Raw genomic sequence first — 16581 nt, forward strand, 5'->3', positions numbered from 1 at the left:
ATAAACTTAAAAAATATTATTTAGTTGTAAATTAAAGTTTAATTTAATTAATTTTTGTCCTAATTTCTTCATTTTCTGCATAAAAAGTTACTTTACTACCCTCTTTAATCTCCCCTTGTAAAATCAAATCTGCTAATCTGTCTTCTACTTCCTCATACAAAGCTCTTTTGAGCGGTCTTGCACCAAAGGTTGGATCAAAGCCGACTTTAGCGATAAATTCCTTAGCACTTTGTTCTAATTCTATTTGGATATCTCTCTCAGCCACTTTCTTTTGAATATTTTTAAAAAGAATATCCACAATATGTGTGATTTGCTCGATTCCTAAAGGATTAAAAATCACAATATCATCCAGTCGATTGAGAAACTCAGGCTTAAAATAAGCTTTAAGTGCTTCCTTAACTGCTTTTTCTTTAGAATCTTCATCTTTTAATTCCATAATTTGGTTACTTGCAATATTGCTTGTGAGAATAATAATGGTATTTCTAAAATCAATAGTTACACCCTTATTGTCTGTCAAACGCCCATCATCAAGCACTTGTAAAAGCATATTAAACACATCAGGATGTGCTTTTTCAATCTCATCAAAAAGCACAACACTATAAGGCTTCCTACGCACCGCTTCTGTGAGTTGTCCGCCTTCTTCATAACCAACATATCCTGGAGGCGCACCCACTAAGCGACTTGCCGCGTGTTTTTCCATATATTCACTCATATCTATGCGAATAAGATTCTTCTCGCTATCAAAGAGGAATCTTGCCAAAGTTTTAGCCGATTCAGTCTTTCCAACCCCTGTTGGACCAAGGAATAAAAAGCTTCCAATAGGACGATTAAGCTCACTAAGCCCTGCTTTATTGCGTTTAATAGCTCTTGCAATGGCGTGAAGTGCTTTATCTTGTCCCACCACATCTTTTTTAAGTTCTTCTTCGATTCCTAGAATTTTATCTTTCTCATCTTGCAACATTTTCTTAATAGGAATTTGTGTCCATCGGCTAACAACAGCTGCAATTGATTCAGGCAAAACGGCGTTTCTAAGCAGTGTCCCTGCTTCTTGCATTTTTTCCCATTTTTGATTTTGTTCTTCTAATGCCCTTTGAAGTTCAGGAATCTTACCATAATCAATCTCAGCAGCCTTATTAAAATCGCTATTACGCTTTGCCAAAGCGCTTTCAGTCCGCAAAGAATCAATTTGCACCTTAATATTTGCAATCTCATTAAACACTTGTTTTTCGTTTTCAAATTGCACTTCTAGGGCTTTTTTCTTTTCATTTTTATCGCTTAATTCTTTTTCAATTTCTTGAATCCTTGCATTATTTTTCTCACTCTTTTCCATTAAAAGTGCTTCTTTTTCCACTTGCAAAGATTCAATTTCTCGCTTAATTTTTGCCAATTCTGTCGGTTCAGATTCAATTTGCATTTTAAGCTCCGCTGCAGCTTCATCAATTAAATCAATCGCCTTATCTGGCAAGAATCTATCTGTAATATAACGATTAGAAAGCTTAGCAGCAGCCACTAAAGCACTATCAGTAATGGTTACATTGTGATGTGCTTCAAGCCTTTCTTTAATACCCCGTAAAATTTGCAAGGCTTCATTCACACTAGGTTCATTAACTGGAACAGGCTGGAATCTTCTCTGCAAAGCCGCATCTTTTTCAAAATATTTGCGATATTCCTTAAGTGTTGTTGCACCAATGGTATGCAATTCGCCTCTTGCAAGAGCGGGTTTTAAGATATTAGCCGCATCCATACTCCCCTCACTTGCACCCGCACCAACAATGGTGTGAATCTCATCAATAAAAAGAATAATATTTTTTGCCTTAGTAACTTCATCAATAACTTTTTTTAGCCTATCTTCAAACTCTCCACGATATTTTGCTCCTGCGATTAATGCACTCATATCAAGTGCAATCACTTTTTTATTTTGCAAAGAAATTGGCACTTCTTTTTTAATAATTCTTTGTGCTAAACCCTCCACAACTGCGGTTTTACCAACTCCTGGCTCACCTAGTAAAATGGGATTATTTTTGGTTTTTCTAATCAAAATTTGCATCATATGATTGATTTCTTCATCTCTGCCAATTACAGGATCTAATTTTCCTTCTATTGCTTTTTGCGTTAAATCTATTCCGAATTTTTCCAAGGCTTCAAGATTCTCATCGCCACTTTGTGAATTAATTTTTGTCCCTCCCCTTATTACCTCAAAGGTTTTTTTCAATTCATTCAAATCTAAATATTTAGCAAACAAATTTTTTGCCATTTCTGTGTTGAGATTTGCCAAAATAAAAGTATCAATAGCAATATAAGAATCTCCATTTTTTGCTGCTAAGCCATCGGCTTGATTAAGTGCATCACTAAGATTACGAGAGATTTTTAGATTCTCCTTACTCACTGATGAGCTTTTAGGAAGATTATTTGCCAAACTTTTTGCCTCTAACTCAATGGCTGCTTTATCGATATTTAATCGGTTTAAAGCTTGATTTAAAAGCGAATTGGTATTAGTTAGCATCGCCCAAAAAAGATGAATGGGCTCAATTTCTTGGTTTTGATTGTGCAATGCCAAAGAAGCACCTTGTTCCAATGTTTCTTGCATAGTATTGGTGAGTTTCTCTAAAATATTCATTGAAATCTCCTAAAATTTATTTTGTTGGCATTATATAACTTTAGTCAATTATTGTCAAGTTTTATAATAATAAAATACTAAAAGTAGCTAACTACTAATAAAAATAGATTGCTTAATCATTTAATTTTAATCCGATATAATTACTTTAAAATTCATTTTTAAAGGTTTTTTTATGCGTGTTGTTATTTATCTAGCAGGAGGCTGTTTTTGGGGGATTCAAGGATATTTTGATTTACTAAAAGGAGTGGTTAGCTCTCAAGTGGGCTATGCAAACTCCAAGATAGAAGATCCTAGCTATGAGCTTGTATGCAGCGGAATCACAGGGGCAGTAGAAGCAGTAAAAGTAACTTATGAAGATGAAATTTTATCACTTAATGAGATTTTACAAAGATTCTTTGATATTATCAATCCTTTTGCACTCAATTATCAAGGCAATGACTTTGGCACACAATACCGCAGCGGAATCTACGCACAAGATTCTAAAATCCTAGAAGAAGTGCATTCATTTATCCAAAATCTACAAAAGAATTTTTCACAAGAAATTGTAACAGAAGTTATGGAATTAGAAAATTTCTATCCTGCTGAATCATATCATCAAAAATACCTTGCAAAAAATCCTAATGGCTACTGCCATATTGATTTAAGCAAGGCATTGCAAAATAATTATATCCCTTGAATTTCAAAGAAAATCGCTTTATCAAGAACATTATAATTCAACAAAATTCTCAAGAATGGCTTAACATTTTTAGTGTAGAATCACAACACAAATACAAAAAAGGAAATTTAAATGCGTTTTTTATTGGTTTTTATTTGTTTTTTTGGTGTGAATCTTTTAGGGAAAAACATAGAAGAAGGTTTAAAATATTTAGACATTCCAAATCCTAAAGGACAATTTTTAAAAGAAACTATAAGAGAATTTTATAAACAAAGGCAAAATTACCATAATAATAACGCAATTTTAGAGTATAAAATTTTGCAAGAAATCGCCAATAAGGGCTATGGCGAAGTTAATTTTCTAGAATACAGGCAAATGCTAGAAAAAAATAGTCAAAATTATGCACAAGCAAAAATCAATTTTTATAGAACAATTGGGCAGATTCTAAACAAAAAAGAAATCACTTCTTTAATGGAATTTATAGGGGAATAATAATGTATCAAATTTTAATCGTTGAAGATGATTTGGATATGCAAAAGTTATTGGTTGATTACCTAAAAAAAAGCGGTATGGAAGCAATAGCAACTGATAGTCCAAATGAAGCCTTAGAAATGCTAAAATCCAAAAGAAATTTTGATTTGGCAGTGCTTGATATTATGCTACCTGAAATGGATGGCTTAGAACTCTGCAAAAAAATAAGACAAATTAGCGATTTACCTATCATTATGTCCTCTGCAAGAGGAGATATAGGTAGCAAAATTTTAGGTTTTGAGAGGGGTGCTGATGATTATCTTGCAAAATCCTATGAACCCATAGAATTAGTTGCAAGAATCAATGCTTTATTGAAGCGATACTCTGCCAATCAAGTGATACACTATGGGGATTTAGAAGTTGATAACAATAAGCATAAAGTTACCTTAGAAGGATACTCTATTGATCTTACTCCAGCAGAATTTGAAATTTTAAATCTCCTAATTTCCAACAAAGGCAAACCTTACTCAAGAGAATCACTCTCTCAAGCCATCTCAAGTATCGCCCCTGATTCTTCACTAAGGAGTATTGACACGCACATTAGGAATCTACGAGCAAAACTTGGAGATGATGCAAAAGAACCAAAATATATACAATCTGTTTGGGGAATAGGATATAAATTCTGTGATTAAAAAGTGGCTTTATCCTTCTTTATTTGTTCAAATTTATTTACTTTTTTTTATTTCTATTGTTATTAGTGTCATTATTACTTATTCCCTAAACATTGCCAATTTACGCCAAAATGAAGAAAAAATTATCTCCCAGACAACCTTTTTAGCACAACAATCTATGTTAGAGCTTATTAATGGTAATGTTCGTAGAATCCACACTCTTATTAAAAGCTATGATTTTGTGCATATAGATAAAATCCCACAAGAATCAACTATTATCTACAAAAGTAGCGATACTCTAGCTAAAATGCAAATTTTTAAATTTCATCAAAATTATGGCTTTGGATTAGAATATTTAGGAGAATCCTACATAGCGCAAAAAGATTTCAATGAACAACTTTCTTTTAGGAATAATTCTATCTTTTGGATTCTTTTAGATTTTCTAGTCTTACTTCTCACTTTTGCAATTATCTTGGCTATTTTACACCCAATGAAAGTTTTACGCAATTCTTTAGAAGAATTCACCAAAGGTAACTACAAAGTCCGCATCAAAATACCAAAAGAGCCAGAACAAGCATTGCTTGCGCGTAGCTTCAATGAAATGGCGGCAAAAATTTCTAAATTAATGGAAATAAGAGAATTTATCTTGCGTAATATTGGGCACGAGCTAAAAACGCCCATCTCTAAAGCAAAATTAGCCCTAGAATTTATCCCACCAAGCCCCAATAAAGAAATTTTAAGTAAAGCAATCCAAAATTTAGATACCCTAACAAGCCAGATTCTAACCTTTGAAAAAGTTCAAGAAGGCAAAGATTTATTGGAGTTTAAAGATTTTTTTGTTGAATCACTCATCTTAGAAACGCTAAGCCATATGTTTATCAGCGAAGAAGAAGTAGAAATCAAAATCAATGAGAATTTTAAAATTTATGGGGACTTGAATTTTCTCTCCATTGCTCTAAAAAATCTTATTGAAAATGCAAAAAAATATAAAAGTGGTGGAAAAATAGAGATTTTTACCCAAAAGCAAGACAATTGCTTCTGTCTTAGAGTGGGTAATGAGGGCGAAAAATTACAAAAAGAAATTGGGGAATATTTTGAACCCTTTTATCGCGATAAAAAACACGAACTTATCCAAGGGCATGGTTTAGGGCTTGGAATCATTAAAGGAATTTTAGAAATGCATCATTTGGAATTAAAATATCAATACAAAGACAATCATCATTATTTTATGATTCTCTTTAAAGGAATATAATGCAAGAATTTATTGGAATTGATTTAGGAAGCAATTCTTTGCGTGGGGTTAGAATGAATACCCAATATGAAGTGCTTGGAGAGTATGAAGCAGTTGTAAGAAGTGCAGAGGGCTTAAATGAAAGTGGAAAAATTTGCAACGCAGCATTAGAGCGGATTGTTCTTGGATTGCAAAATCTCAAAAAAGCTTTAAAAATTAAACCCCAAGATAGAATCATCGCCCTAACCACACAAGCTATGCGTCAAGCAACAAACTCCAAAGAAGTCCTAGAAATTATCGCACAAAAAACACAAATTGAATTCCAAATCATTACAGGAGAAGAAGAAGCCTATATCACTTCTCTTGCACCGCAAAGATCAGTCAAAAAACTCGCACAAGTCAATCCAAAATACCAAAAAGATTGCTTTGTCATTGTGGATATGGGAGGAGCAAGCAGTGAATTTATTTTCTGCACAGAAAAAGGAATTACAGCAAAAAGCTTCAAAGTGGGTATTGTGCAAGCTAAAGATCAATACAAAACTCTAGAAAATTTTATTGCCCATAAAAAGGAAATTATAGCCCCCATTGTGGAATTTATTAATGAACAAAGTCATAATAAACCAGCTTTTTTAGTAGCCAATAGCGGAACTCCCACAATGGTTTGTGCCATCAAAATGGGTTTAAAATCTTATGATTCCAAAAAAGTTTTTGGGAAAGTGCTTAAAATAGAAGATTTTAAGGAAGAATTGCATAAATTTGAAACGCTCAATCAAGAAGAAAAAGAAAATTTAGTGGGTGTCTTTAAGGCTGATGTAGTGCCTTTTGGCATTATGCTCTTTTTGTTTTTTATGGAGATTTTAGAGTTTGAAGAATGCCTAATCATTGATGAAGGAGTGCGAGAAGGGGCAGCTATTTTGGGAATAGATAAAATCAACTTGCACCAAAAAAATAAATAAATAATGGATTGATTTTTAGCAAAAAATAAGTTAGAATTTTTAAAAATACATTAAAAGCTTAGGATAATTCGTGAAATGGGAGAAATTTGCTTTTTATTGCAAAAAAATTTATCAAAAATCAGATAAGTTTTTTCATTTATTAGTAGGAATGCCAAGCTATACTAAATATTTGGAACATATGCAAAAAAATCATCCAGATAAAATACCCAAAACACAAAGGGAATTTTTCAAAGAAGCAATGGAAGCCAAATATGGAGCGGGACGCAATAAATGCTGATAACCCCAAAGCCATAAGTTTATGGATACAACTTAGGGTTTAAGCAAGTCTAAATAAAACTCTATAATAATCTATTTAATTATTTTGACAATGTTCGCAGATTCCAAGCAACACAATGGAAGCATCTTTAATTTTATAATGCGTTTGCGTTTCGCAATCTTTTTTAAGCTGCTGTATAGAATTATCAAAATGCATATCAGTAATATTCCCACACTTCTCACATACTAAATGAATATGAGGCTTTTTAATAAGCTCATAGCGTTGTTTTTGATTGGGCAATTTTACTTCATCAATAATTTTTGCCTCTTGCATAGAAGTAAGATTTTTATAGATTGTAGCAAGAGAAATAGAAGGGTGAATCTCGCGAATATTTTCATAAATTTCTTCAATGCTAATATGCCCTCTTTTTTCTATCTCTTTAAGGATAGTAATTCTTTGAGGAGTAATTTTGAGATTATTTTGTTTTAAAAGTTGTTCTAACATCACTAAAGCCTCTCTTATTTTTAAAAAATTATATACTTTTAGGTAAAATTTTTATCATTTATAAAAGTTTATCCTACAATAAATATTCTTTTTTGTCAAATTTATATCCAATTTCTATAGAATATTTTATTAAAAATTAAGTCAAAATTAAAAATTTAAAATTTTAATTTGTCTTAAAATATTAGAATCTTCATTGATTTTATTTGCTTTAAAGTTAAATTTTTATAGGATAACGGCAATTTTTTCTAAAATTTTTATGGATACGATAAGGACAAAAATTGTTTGGCGCTATTACAGAAAGTTTTCAAAATGCAATCAATAAAATTCGTTTTCAAGATGATGAAAAAGCCTTAAAACGAGCCATTGATGAATTAAAAAAGACACTTTTAAAATCTGATGTCCATTATAAGGTATTAAAACATTTACTAGAAGAAGTTGAACAAAAAACAAAACTCGCAGGAATCGGAAAGGAAAGCTTTCTTAACGCACTCAAAGAATCGCTCAATCATATTTTAACAGCACCTGGAAATTACGGCTTTATCTTTGCCTCAAAACCCCCTACCATTGTTTTAATGGCAGGATTACAAGGGAGCGGTAAAACAACGACAACAGCAAAACTAGCCAATTATCTCAAAACTAGACAAAAAAAGGTTTTACTAGCCGCTTGTGATTTACAAAGGTTAGCTGCAGTAGAACAATTAAGGCAACTAAGCCATCAAGTGGAAGTTGATTTTTTCTATGAAGAAAATAAAACTCCCGTTGAAATCGCTAAAGCTGCTAAAGAAAAGGCTATAGCTGGACTTTATGATGTTTTATTAGTTGATAGTGCAGGACGCCTAGCCATTGATGAAGCTTTAATGCAAGAATTACAAGCTATTAAAGAAGCGATTAATCCTAATGAAATTTTCTATGTAGTTGATAGCTTAAGTGGGCAAGATGGAGTAAAAAGTGCTGCAACATTCCACGAAAAAATGAATTTAAGCGGTGTTATTTTAAGTAAATTTGATGGAGATAGCAAAGGAGGAATTGCACTCTCAATCGCCCAACTACTTGGAATTCCACTTCGCTTTATTGGGGTGGGTGAAAAAATACCCGATCTAGAAGTCTTTATCCCCGAACGCATTGTTAGCAGACTTATGGGGGCTGGAGATATTCACTCACTTGCAGAAAAAACTGCGGCTATCATTAGCGAAAAAGAAGCAAAAGATATTTCCAAAAAAATCAAAAAGGGGAAATTTACCTTTAATGACTTTTTAGCCCAAATGGATAATATTAAAAAAATTGGCTCTATGCAATCCATACTTTCAATGATTCCTGGGCTTTCAAATATGGCAAGTTCGCTCAAAGACATTGATTTAGAGAATTCTAAAGAAATCAAGCAAATAAGGGCAATGGTCAATTCTATGACTCCCAAAGAAAGAGAAAACCCAGATTTACTCAATGGTAGCAGAAAAAAAAGAATTGCATTAGGAGCAGGAGTGGATGTGAGTGATCTCAATCGCTTTTTGAAGCAATTTGAAAATGCTGCTAAAATGGCAAAAAAATTCTCCGGAAAAGGCGGAATGAATGATCTGATGGCTTTAATGAAAGATGCAAGAATGGGCAATCTTAGACGATAGCTAAGTTTGTCTAATAATAAATCTGTCTAAAAGGGAGTTTCTCCCTTTTAGACAGATTTATATCTGTAAAATAAGATTTATTTTATTTAAGGAGTTTGCTTATGGCAACAGTTATTCGCCTAACCAAAATGGGACGCAAGAAAAAACCATTCTACCGAATCGTAGTAACCGATAGCAGAAAAAAAAGAGATGGGGGCTGGATTGAATCAATTGGATATTATAATCCCCTAACAGAACCTTCCACAGTAAAATTTGATGCAGAACGCTTGAAATACTGGGTAAGTGTTGGTGCTAAAATGAGCGAGAGAGTGCAGGCAATCACAAAATAATGGTTGAAGATTTCATAGCACTTTATGTCAAAAAGCTTGTTAGCGAACCTGAAAAAATCCAAGTCAATAAAAAAGAGCTAGATACCAATTTCTATGAAATAGAAATTGTTTCTTCCGCCCAAGATGTTGGAAGATTAATCGGCAAAGATGGTAAAATGATTGGTGCTATTAAAACTATCATTTCTGGTTCAAAAGCAAAAGATGGCAATTCTTATCGCATGATTGTAAAAACACAATAATGCTTCAAAAAAATAAAACACAAAAAGATTGGGTAAGTGTCGCAAAAATAGGTCGAGCTGTCGGTGTAAAAGGCGAAGTCCTTTTACATTTATTGACAGATTTTCCCGAATCACTAAAAATTGGAAATACCTATTTTACACAAAATGGCACTTTAACTATCCAAAACTATAACAAAGAAAATTCGCGTGTAAAATTCACGCAAATTGATTCTCCTGAAAAAGCCAAACAAATTACAAATCTCATTCTTTATACGACACAAGATTTTACTAAAGAACATTGTATTTTGCAAAAAGATGAATTTTTTTGGTTTGACATTATAGGAAGCCAAATTATGGAAGAAGATAAGATTTTAGGTGAAGTAAGTGAGATAGAACGGCTAGGAGAGAAAGATTTTTTAGTTATAAAAACCGCCAAAGAGCTTTGCAAAAATGGTTTGCCAAAGAGTTTTCTAATCCCCTATGAATCGCGTTATATCTTAGAGGTAGAAACAAATCTTAATCCTAAAATCATTCGCACCCAACTTTGCAAAGCGATTTTAGAAAATAGTTAATGCACTTTTCTTTTGTTACCCTATTTCCTCATTTAATACAATCTTACTTTAGCGATTCAATCTTATATCGTGCTATAGAGAATAAAAAGATTTCTATAGATTTTATTAATCCAAGGGATTTTAGCAACAATCGCTTTTTAAAAGTTGATGATTACCAAATTGGAGGTGGAGCGGGATTGGTGTTAGAGCCTTTTGCAATAAGTAAAGCTTTAGAAAAGTTAAAAGAACGCGATCCTAAAGCACATATTATTTTTCTTACACCTTGTGGCAAAACCTTTAATCAAAGTGATTCTAAGCGATTGGCAAAAAAAGATCACATTATCCTTGTTTGTGGGCGTTATGAAGGGTTTGATGAAAGACTTATTGAGCTTTATGCTAATGAGGTTTTAAGTATTGGAGATTTTATTTTAACAGGTGGAGAGTTGGCAGCTTTATGCCTTTGTGATAGCGTTTCAAGGCAAGTTGATGGAGTGCTTGGAAACAATCAATCACTCCAAGGTGAAAGCTATGAAAATTTTTTATTAGAAGCACCCAATTTTGTAAAACCCCATATTTTTAAAAATTTAAGTGTCCCTTCAGAGTATTCAAAGGGAAATCATGCTAAAATTCACGATTTAAAACTAAAGGCATCAGAGGCAAAAACAAGATTCCACAGGATTGACCTCTATTGGCAATATAAACAAAGGTTGAAAAATGAGAAATAAATACATTCAGCATTTCGAAGATGCACAAATAGCGGGAAAAGAGATTCCACAATTTAAAGCAGGCGATACCTTAAGAGTAGGGATTCGTATTTCAGAAGGTGACAAAACAAGAATTCAAAACTTTGAAGGAATCTGTATTTCATTGCGTGGTGTTGGCACAGGCAAAACTTTTACAATCCGCAAAATTGGTGCTAATGGAGTTGGGGTTGAGAGAATCTTCCCTCTTTATTCAGAAAGCATTGATAGCATTAAAGTGCTTAAAATCGGTCGCGTTAGAAGAGCAAAACTTTACTATCTCCGCACAAGAAGTGGAAAATCTGCAAGAATTAAAGAGATTAGAAAATAATCTCTTTAACCCACATTTTAAAAATCTTCCTTTTATTTTTTTATTATTAAGTTAGTTGATTTCACTTTATCTTTTTTTAAAATAAAAAATAGCATAAAAGTGGAATAGAAACAAAAGAAAACAAAATTCCAAATGCAATAGAACTCACAGCCAAATTAGTATCCAATTTAGCTTTCATAATCATCGCACCAGCTAGTGTCATTGTAGGCATTGCAGATTCTAAAATAGCAACAATAATTCGAGGCTCTAATTCCACCGCTAAGAGTTTTAGAAGAATAATAAAAATTAAAGGAGCCAATAAGGTTTTACATAAAACAACAATAATTGTAGGCTTGTAAGCTGTTTTGATAGCACCAAATCCAAGACCAAGACCAATGGCAAAAAGTGCGACTGCTGTTGCAGAATTTCCAAAAATAACAATAGGCTTAAAAACAAATTCTGGCAATACAAAAATCTTACAAATAAAACCTAACATCAAAGCAATAAAAGGAGGGAAAAATAAAATTTTTTTAATATTTTCTAGCATATTAACCTTTTGACTACCCACACAAGAAAGCACGATAGGACCAATAATGGAGATAGGAATCGCCGTTGCTAAAGCATCATAAAAAATAACTTCACTTAAAAACACTTCCCCATACACTCCTGAAACAATAGGGATACCAACAAAAAGGGTATTACCAAAACCAGCTAATAAAAACATACTTGCTAAAGTGCTTTTTGAAAATTTAAATATCACTCCAAGCACCACTGCAAAAAGTGCTGCAAGCACACAAGAAAGCAATCCGCCAAGAATCAAAGCAATAAGGCTTAAATCAAAGTTAAGATGATAAGTCTTATCAAAAATCAAACAAGGTAAGGCAAAAAGAATTGCAAAATCCAAAAACATACGCGATTGCTTTTGTTTCAAAACTCCAACTCTTTTTGCTAAATATCCACCAAGTAGCAACACAAAAATTGTAAATAAAGGAGTAAAAATAAACATTGCAGTATCCTAAAAAAATGCGTAATTATAATTCTAAAAAATTAAAAGAAACTAATAAAAGTTTAATTTATTGAAAGAATTAATGATATATTCTAATAAAATCTCAAATAATCAATCTTTTATAAGATTCTATTAACCTTATTTTAAACTTTAAAAGCTATTAGAAAATATCACAAATTAATAAAGCAAGAAAAGAAATATTTTTAAAAAAGCTTAGGGGAGTTTGCAAAAGCCATTAAGGATAGGTTCCCCTATCCCTTATTTAGCAACGATACTAAAGATTCTACCACCACGATTGATTAGCATTCGCTTTGGTTGTCCTTTATAGCGTTTAAGTGCATCATTAAAAGATTTTAGATCTGAAATACTAAAGCTCTCAATTTGAACAATGATATCACCCTCTCTAAATCCTAGCTCTTCTGCCTTGCTATTTGGTGCCACTTGAGAAATAAAAATCCCTTGAATATTGCTTGGAATTCCATAATTTTCTTTCATTGTTGGCGTTAGCTCTGAAACCTCAAGCCCTTGTATGCTACCTACTTCCTTTGCAATAGATTGAGTATTAGCGAGTTTTGCTAAAGTTAATGTTAAATTTTGCTCCTTTTTATCCCTTATAATAGTAAGATTAATTGTATCTTTAGGGCTAAAAGTGCCAATATAATTTTTAAGTTCAGCAGCAGATCTAATGGGCTTTCCATTAACTTTGGTAATCAAATCCCAAACTTTCAAACCGCTCTTTTGTGCTGGAGAATCATTTTCAATAGAAATTACCACCGCACCATTTTGATTCTTATAAACTTCTTTTAAATCACCATTAATATCTTGGATACTTACGCCAAGATAACCACGCTCAATCACACCATCTTCTATTAAGGCTTTAGAAATTTTCTTCACCATTTCAGATGGAATCGCAAATCCAATACCATGATTTCCACCTGTGCGTGAAAGAATAGCGGTATTAATTCCAATCAATCCACCACGGCTATCTACCAAAGCTCCGCCACTATTTCCCGGATTAATAGAAGCATCTGTCTGGATAAAATTCTCATAATCATTAATGCCAATTCCACTTTTATTAAGTGCAGAGATAATCCCTTGCGTTACACTCTCGCCCACACCAAAAGGATTTCCAATAGCAAAAACAACATCACCCACTTGCAAATCATCGCTTGAAGCAAATTTCAAAAAGGGAAGATTTTTTGCATTAATCTTTACAATTGCTAAATCGCTTTTTTCATCCCTGCCAATAATTTTTGCCTCATATTCTTTATTAGAATCTGGCAAAGCAACAATAATTTTATCTGCACCTTCAACCACATGATTATTGGTAACAATATAACCATCACTTGAAATAATTACGCCACTTCCAAGGCTTCGTTCAATTCTATCTTTAGGCACAATAGCCCCAAAAGCATCACCAAAAAACTGCCGAAAAAATGGATCATTCAAAAGAGGATGCCCTTGAATATTAGCCGCTTTGACCTTTTTTTGTGTAGAAATATTAACCACACCCTTTTTAGCTTCCTTAATAGAATCATAAAAAGAATAAACTTTATTTTCTGAAATATCGGGAGTTTCCCTAGAGGTAATATTGGGCAATGTGCTAACTTCAAAAGCAAAAACATTTCCAGCTAACAATGCTCCAAAAAGAAGTGTCTTGATTTTCATCTGTTCTCCTTTGTCAAAATAAAATGAATAAAGAAATTATTACCAAAAAATGTAAATCAATAAATAATCAAAAAAATATTGAAAAACTTTCTATGAAATTAATCCTGCAAAAACAAAGTATCTTAAGTCAATCTAATAAATTTTTTAAAAATTTGTAATTTTTCACAAAAAATACTAAAGCTTTTAAAAAAAAAATCCGATATAATCACATAACCAAACAGAAAAGCACCTATAAGTAAGAGGCTAGAAACTAGCCCCAAGCTTTTAAATCGCTTTTTTGCTTAAGGGTTAAATTTAAATCAATGCTAAGCCAAGGAAGGCAAGGCAAAACACAAAAAGGAGTTTCAAATGGCATTTCAAGTCAATACAAATGTTAATGCATTAAATGCAACTGCACAAAGCACTTTTACACAAAATAGTCTTTCTAGTTCTTTGCAAAAGTTAAGTTCAGGTTTAAGAATCAACTCTGCTAAAGATGATGCTTCAGGTATGGCAATTGCAGATAGTTTGCGTTCTCAAGCAAACACTTTAGGTCAAGCAATCCGTAACGCAAATGATGGTATGGGAATTATCCAAATTGCTGATAAGGCGATGGATGAGCAAGTAAAAATCCTTGACACTATCAAAACAAAAGCAACTCAAGCAGCACAAGATGGTCAAACTTCAACCACAAGAACTGCTATTCAAGCTGACATTAATCGTCTTATTGAATCACTTGATAACATTGCGCAAACTACTTCTTATAATGGTTTGTCATTGCTTTCTGGTAGCTTTACTAACAAAGAATTCCAAGTGGGAGCTTTCTCTAACCAAAGTATTAGAGCTAGCATTGGTGCAACAAGCTCGGATAAAATCGGACATGTTAGAAGTGAAACTTTGAAATTTAGTGCATTAGGCACTACATCTTTAAACTTTGTCCAAGCACAAGGGACTAACGATGTTACACTAGAGAGTGTTGTGATCTCAACTTCAGCAGGGACAGGTTTGGGTGCTTTAGCAGAAGTAATCAACAAAAACTCTAATGCGCTAGGAGGAGTTCGTGCAGAAGCAACAGTTATTAGAACAGGAACTCAAAGTGTCGCAGCAGGTGATGTTACAAGCCTAACAATCAATGGTATAAAAATCGGTGATATCGCAGGAATCCAAGCCAATGACTCTGATGGAAGACTTGTCCAAGCTATCAATGCTTACAAAGAACAAACCGGTGTTCAAGCTTCAACCGATGAAGCAGGAAGACTAGTGCTCACTTCCAATGATGGTCGTGCAATCCAAGTTGCAGGTGGCGGTATGAGTGCGGGTGGTGCGGCTATTATAACTGCTGCTAATGCAACTAGCACCTTTGTTGGTTCTTTAACTCTTACAAGAGTGGGTGCTAATGACATTAAAATTAGTGGTACAGGATTAACAAATGTTGCAAAGACAAGCGGAACAGCTCAAACTACAACTACTCTTAGAAATATCAAAGGAAACTTAAGTGCGGATGTCAAATCTGCTATCGGTGCAAACGCAGGAGCTTGGAGTGGTGCAACTGGACAAGGATTAGAAGCAGGAGTTATCACCCTTAAAGGTGCGATGCTAGTAATGGATATCGCAGAATCAGCTATTAAACAACTTGACTCTATCCGATCTGACCTTGGTTCTGTGCAACAACAAATGCAATCAACAGTTAATAACATCACTATCACACAAGTGAATGTTAAATCTGCTGAATCAGGAATTAGAGAAGTTGATTTCGCTAGCGAATCTGCAAACTACTCTAACCTAAATATCCTTGCACAAGCTGGAAGCTACGCAATGAGCCAAGCTAACACTGTGCAACAAAATATCTTAAGACTACTTCAATAGTCTTTTAATCAATCTCAAGCCCTTTTTGGGTTTGAGAAATTTTATTACTCTCTTTTTTGATTAAAACTTCACAATATTTAACATTATCCAATATTTAAGACTCTATAACTTTCAAACTACTTAGATAATAGTTCAAACTTTAAAATCCACACTCTAAAGTGTAATTCCTATTAAATCCCTTGTAAAATGATAAAGCTTATCTTGCAAATTCACTTTTTGTTCAGCACTTTGAGCAATCATTCTCACAAACGCACTCCCCACAACCACGATTGGCACAATCCCACGCAAAGCATCAATTTGCTCTCTACTATGAATTCCAAATCCCAATGCAATAGGCTTTGTTGTATGTTTTTTCACTCTCTTTATATATTCTAAAAGAGTAGAATCAATTGATGTCCCATCACCTGTAATGCCATTTCTTGCAATAACATAAATTAAACTCCCTGTTGCCCCATCAAGCTTCTCCATTCGCTTTGCATCAGTATAAGGTGCAATAAGTGCAATATTCTCTAACCCGTGCTTTTTGCTTAATTCAAAAAGTCTCTCATCATTCTGCAAAGATAAATCTGGCACAATAAGCCCAAAAACTCCGCATTCTTTGGCTTTTTTAAGAAATTTTTCAATACCATAGGCAAACAAAATATTACCATAAGTCATAATTAAAATCTTTGTTTGAATATCCCTTTGCTTAAAGGCTTCATTAAGCCTTTGCAAAAACTCAAATCCCAAATCTGTATTAAATCCATTTTTTAACGATTCTTCACAAGCACTCGCAATCACAACACCATCAGCATTAGGATCAGAAAAGGGAAACTGCACTTCTAAATACTCCGCTCCACCTCGTGCGATTCCAAGTGCTGCTTCTAAACTCTCACCAAAACTAGGGAATGAAGCAACAATATGCCCCATTAGTTTAATGTTTTCTTTTTTCATA

At 33.3% G+C, this 16581-nt stretch carries 18 protein-coding genes; 13 read left to right on the top strand and 5 right to left on the bottom strand.

From position 1 onward, the window contains the following. Positions 1 to 43: 43 nt before the first annotated feature. Positions 44 to 2617, bottom strand: coding sequence for an ATP-dependent Clp protease ATP-binding subunit (locus tag HCAN_RS07370; protein ID WP_006656481.1), 2574 nt, complete (start codon positions 2615 to 2617; stop codon positions 44 to 46). A gap of 172 nt (positions 2618 to 2789) precedes the next feature. Here HCAN_RS07370 and msrA point away from each other — a divergent pair, with 172 nt between their 5' ends. The 6 genes from msrA to kcuS all read left to right on the top strand — a co-directional run bounded on the left by msrA (position 2790) and on the right by kcuS (position 6878). Further along, positions 2790 to 3293 (top strand): peptide-methionine (S)-S-oxide reductase MsrA, encoded by a 504-nt coding sequence (gene msrA / locus HCAN_RS07375; RefSeq protein WP_006656482.1) that lies wholly within the window; start codon positions 2790 to 2792, stop codon positions 3291 to 3293. A gap of 111 nt (positions 3294 to 3404) precedes the next feature. Next, positions 3405 to 3764, top strand: a complete 360-nt coding sequence (locus tag HCAN_RS07380; protein WP_006656483.1) for a hypothetical protein — start codon at positions 3405 to 3407, stop codon at positions 3762 to 3764. Between the two features lie 2 nt (positions 3765 to 3766). Further along, positions 3767 to 4435, top strand: coding sequence for a response regulator transcription factor (locus tag HCAN_RS07385; protein ID WP_006656484.1), 669 nt, complete (start codon positions 3767 to 3769; stop codon positions 4433 to 4435). Further along, the gene (locus tag HCAN_RS07390) at positions 4428 to 5666 is read left to right on the top strand and encodes an ATP-binding protein (protein WP_006656485.1); all 1239 of its coding nucleotides are present in this window, start codon (positions 4428 to 4430) and stop codon (positions 5664 to 5666) included. The genes HCAN_RS07385 and HCAN_RS07390 overlap by 8 nt, the downstream gene beginning before the upstream one ends. Beyond that, positions 5666 to 6601, top strand: a complete 936-nt coding sequence (locus HCAN_RS07395) for a Ppx/GppA phosphatase family protein (protein ID WP_006656486.1) — start codon at positions 5666 to 5668, stop codon at positions 6599 to 6601. The genes HCAN_RS07390 and HCAN_RS07395 overlap by 1 nt, the downstream gene beginning before the upstream one ends. A gap of 70 nt (positions 6602 to 6671) precedes the next feature. Further along, positions 6672 to 6878: a KCU-star family selenoprotein gene (gene kcuS / locus HCAN_RS07400; RefSeq protein WP_006656487.1), complete on the top strand. Its 207-nt coding sequence runs from the start codon at positions 6672 to 6674 to the stop codon at positions 6876 to 6878. A 75-nt stretch (positions 6879 to 6953) separates the two neighbouring features. Here the strand turns inward: kcuS and HCAN_RS07405 are convergent, their stop codons facing one another. Next, a complete protein-coding gene (locus HCAN_RS07405) occupies positions 6954 to 7361 on the bottom strand; it encodes a Fur family transcriptional regulator (protein WP_006656488.1) in 408 nt (135 codons plus the stop codon). 278 nt (positions 7362 to 7639) lie between these two features. Between HCAN_RS07405 and ffh the strand changes: the two genes are divergently transcribed. The 6 genes from ffh to rplS all read left to right on the top strand — a co-directional run bounded on the left by ffh (position 7640) and on the right by rplS (position 11149). After that, positions 7640 to 8980 carry a signal recognition particle protein gene (gene ffh / locus HCAN_RS07410; RefSeq protein WP_006656489.1) on the top strand — a complete coding sequence of 447 codons (1341 nt, stop codon included), beginning with the start codon at positions 7640 to 7642 and terminating at the stop codon, positions 8978 to 8980. A 101-nt stretch (positions 8981 to 9081) separates the two neighbouring features. Next, positions 9082 to 9309: a 30S ribosomal protein S16 gene (gene rpsP, locus HCAN_RS07415; protein WP_006656972.1), complete on the top strand. Its 228-nt coding sequence runs from the start codon at positions 9082 to 9084 to the stop codon at positions 9307 to 9309. Then, positions 9309 to 9548 (top strand): KH domain-containing protein, encoded by a 240-nt coding sequence (locus tag HCAN_RS07420; RefSeq protein WP_006656491.1) that lies wholly within the window; start codon positions 9309 to 9311, stop codon positions 9546 to 9548. The genes rpsP and HCAN_RS07420 overlap by 1 nt, the downstream gene beginning before the upstream one ends. Further along, positions 9548 to 10099 (top strand): ribosome maturation factor RimM, encoded by a 552-nt coding sequence (gene rimM, locus HCAN_RS07425; RefSeq protein WP_006656492.1) that lies wholly within the window; start codon positions 9548 to 9550, stop codon positions 10097 to 10099. The genes HCAN_RS07420 and rimM overlap by 1 nt, the downstream gene beginning before the upstream one ends. Further along, positions 10099 to 10803: a tRNA (guanosine(37)-N1)-methyltransferase TrmD gene (trmD, locus tag HCAN_RS07430; protein ID WP_006656493.1), complete on the top strand. Its 705-nt coding sequence runs from the start codon at positions 10099 to 10101 to the stop codon at positions 10801 to 10803. The genes rimM and trmD overlap by 1 nt, the downstream gene beginning before the upstream one ends. Continuing rightward, positions 10793 to 11149: a 50S ribosomal protein L19 gene (rplS, locus tag HCAN_RS07435; RefSeq protein WP_006656494.1), complete on the top strand. Its 357-nt coding sequence runs from the start codon at positions 10793 to 10795 to the stop codon at positions 11147 to 11149. The genes trmD and rplS overlap by 11 nt, the downstream gene beginning before the upstream one ends. Positions 11150 to 11225: 76 nt before the next feature. On the opposite strand, the gene HCAN_RS07440 is transcribed toward rplS, so the two are convergent. Then, a complete protein-coding gene (locus HCAN_RS07440; RefSeq protein ID WP_006656973.1) occupies positions 11226 to 12134 on the bottom strand; it encodes an AEC family transporter in 909 nt (302 codons plus the stop codon). Positions 12135 to 12392: 258 nt separating this feature from the next. Next, positions 12393 to 13802 (bottom strand): DegQ family serine endoprotease, encoded by a 1410-nt coding sequence (locus tag HCAN_RS07445; protein WP_006656496.1) that lies wholly within the window; start codon positions 13800 to 13802, stop codon positions 12393 to 12395. Positions 13803 to 14150: 348 nt separating this feature from the next. On the opposite strand from HCAN_RS07445, the gene HCAN_RS07450 reads away from it, so the two are divergent. Further along, positions 14151 to 15647 (top strand): flagellin B, encoded by a 1497-nt coding sequence (locus HCAN_RS07450; RefSeq protein WP_006656499.1) that lies wholly within the window; start codon positions 14151 to 14153, stop codon positions 15645 to 15647. 153 nt (positions 15648 to 15800) lie between these two features. On the opposite strand, the gene trpA is transcribed toward HCAN_RS07450, so the two are convergent. Then, entirely contained in the window at positions 15801 to 16580 is a 780-nt protein-coding gene (gene trpA, locus HCAN_RS07455) for a tryptophan synthase subunit alpha (RefSeq protein WP_006656500.1), read from the bottom strand. Between the last annotated feature and the right edge of the window lies 1 nt (position 16581).

The sequence above is a fragment of the Helicobacter canadensis MIT 98-5491 genome (assembly GCF_000162575.1).
GTDB lineage: Bacteria > Campylobacterota > Campylobacteria > Campylobacterales > Helicobacteraceae > Helicobacter_D > Helicobacter_D canadensis.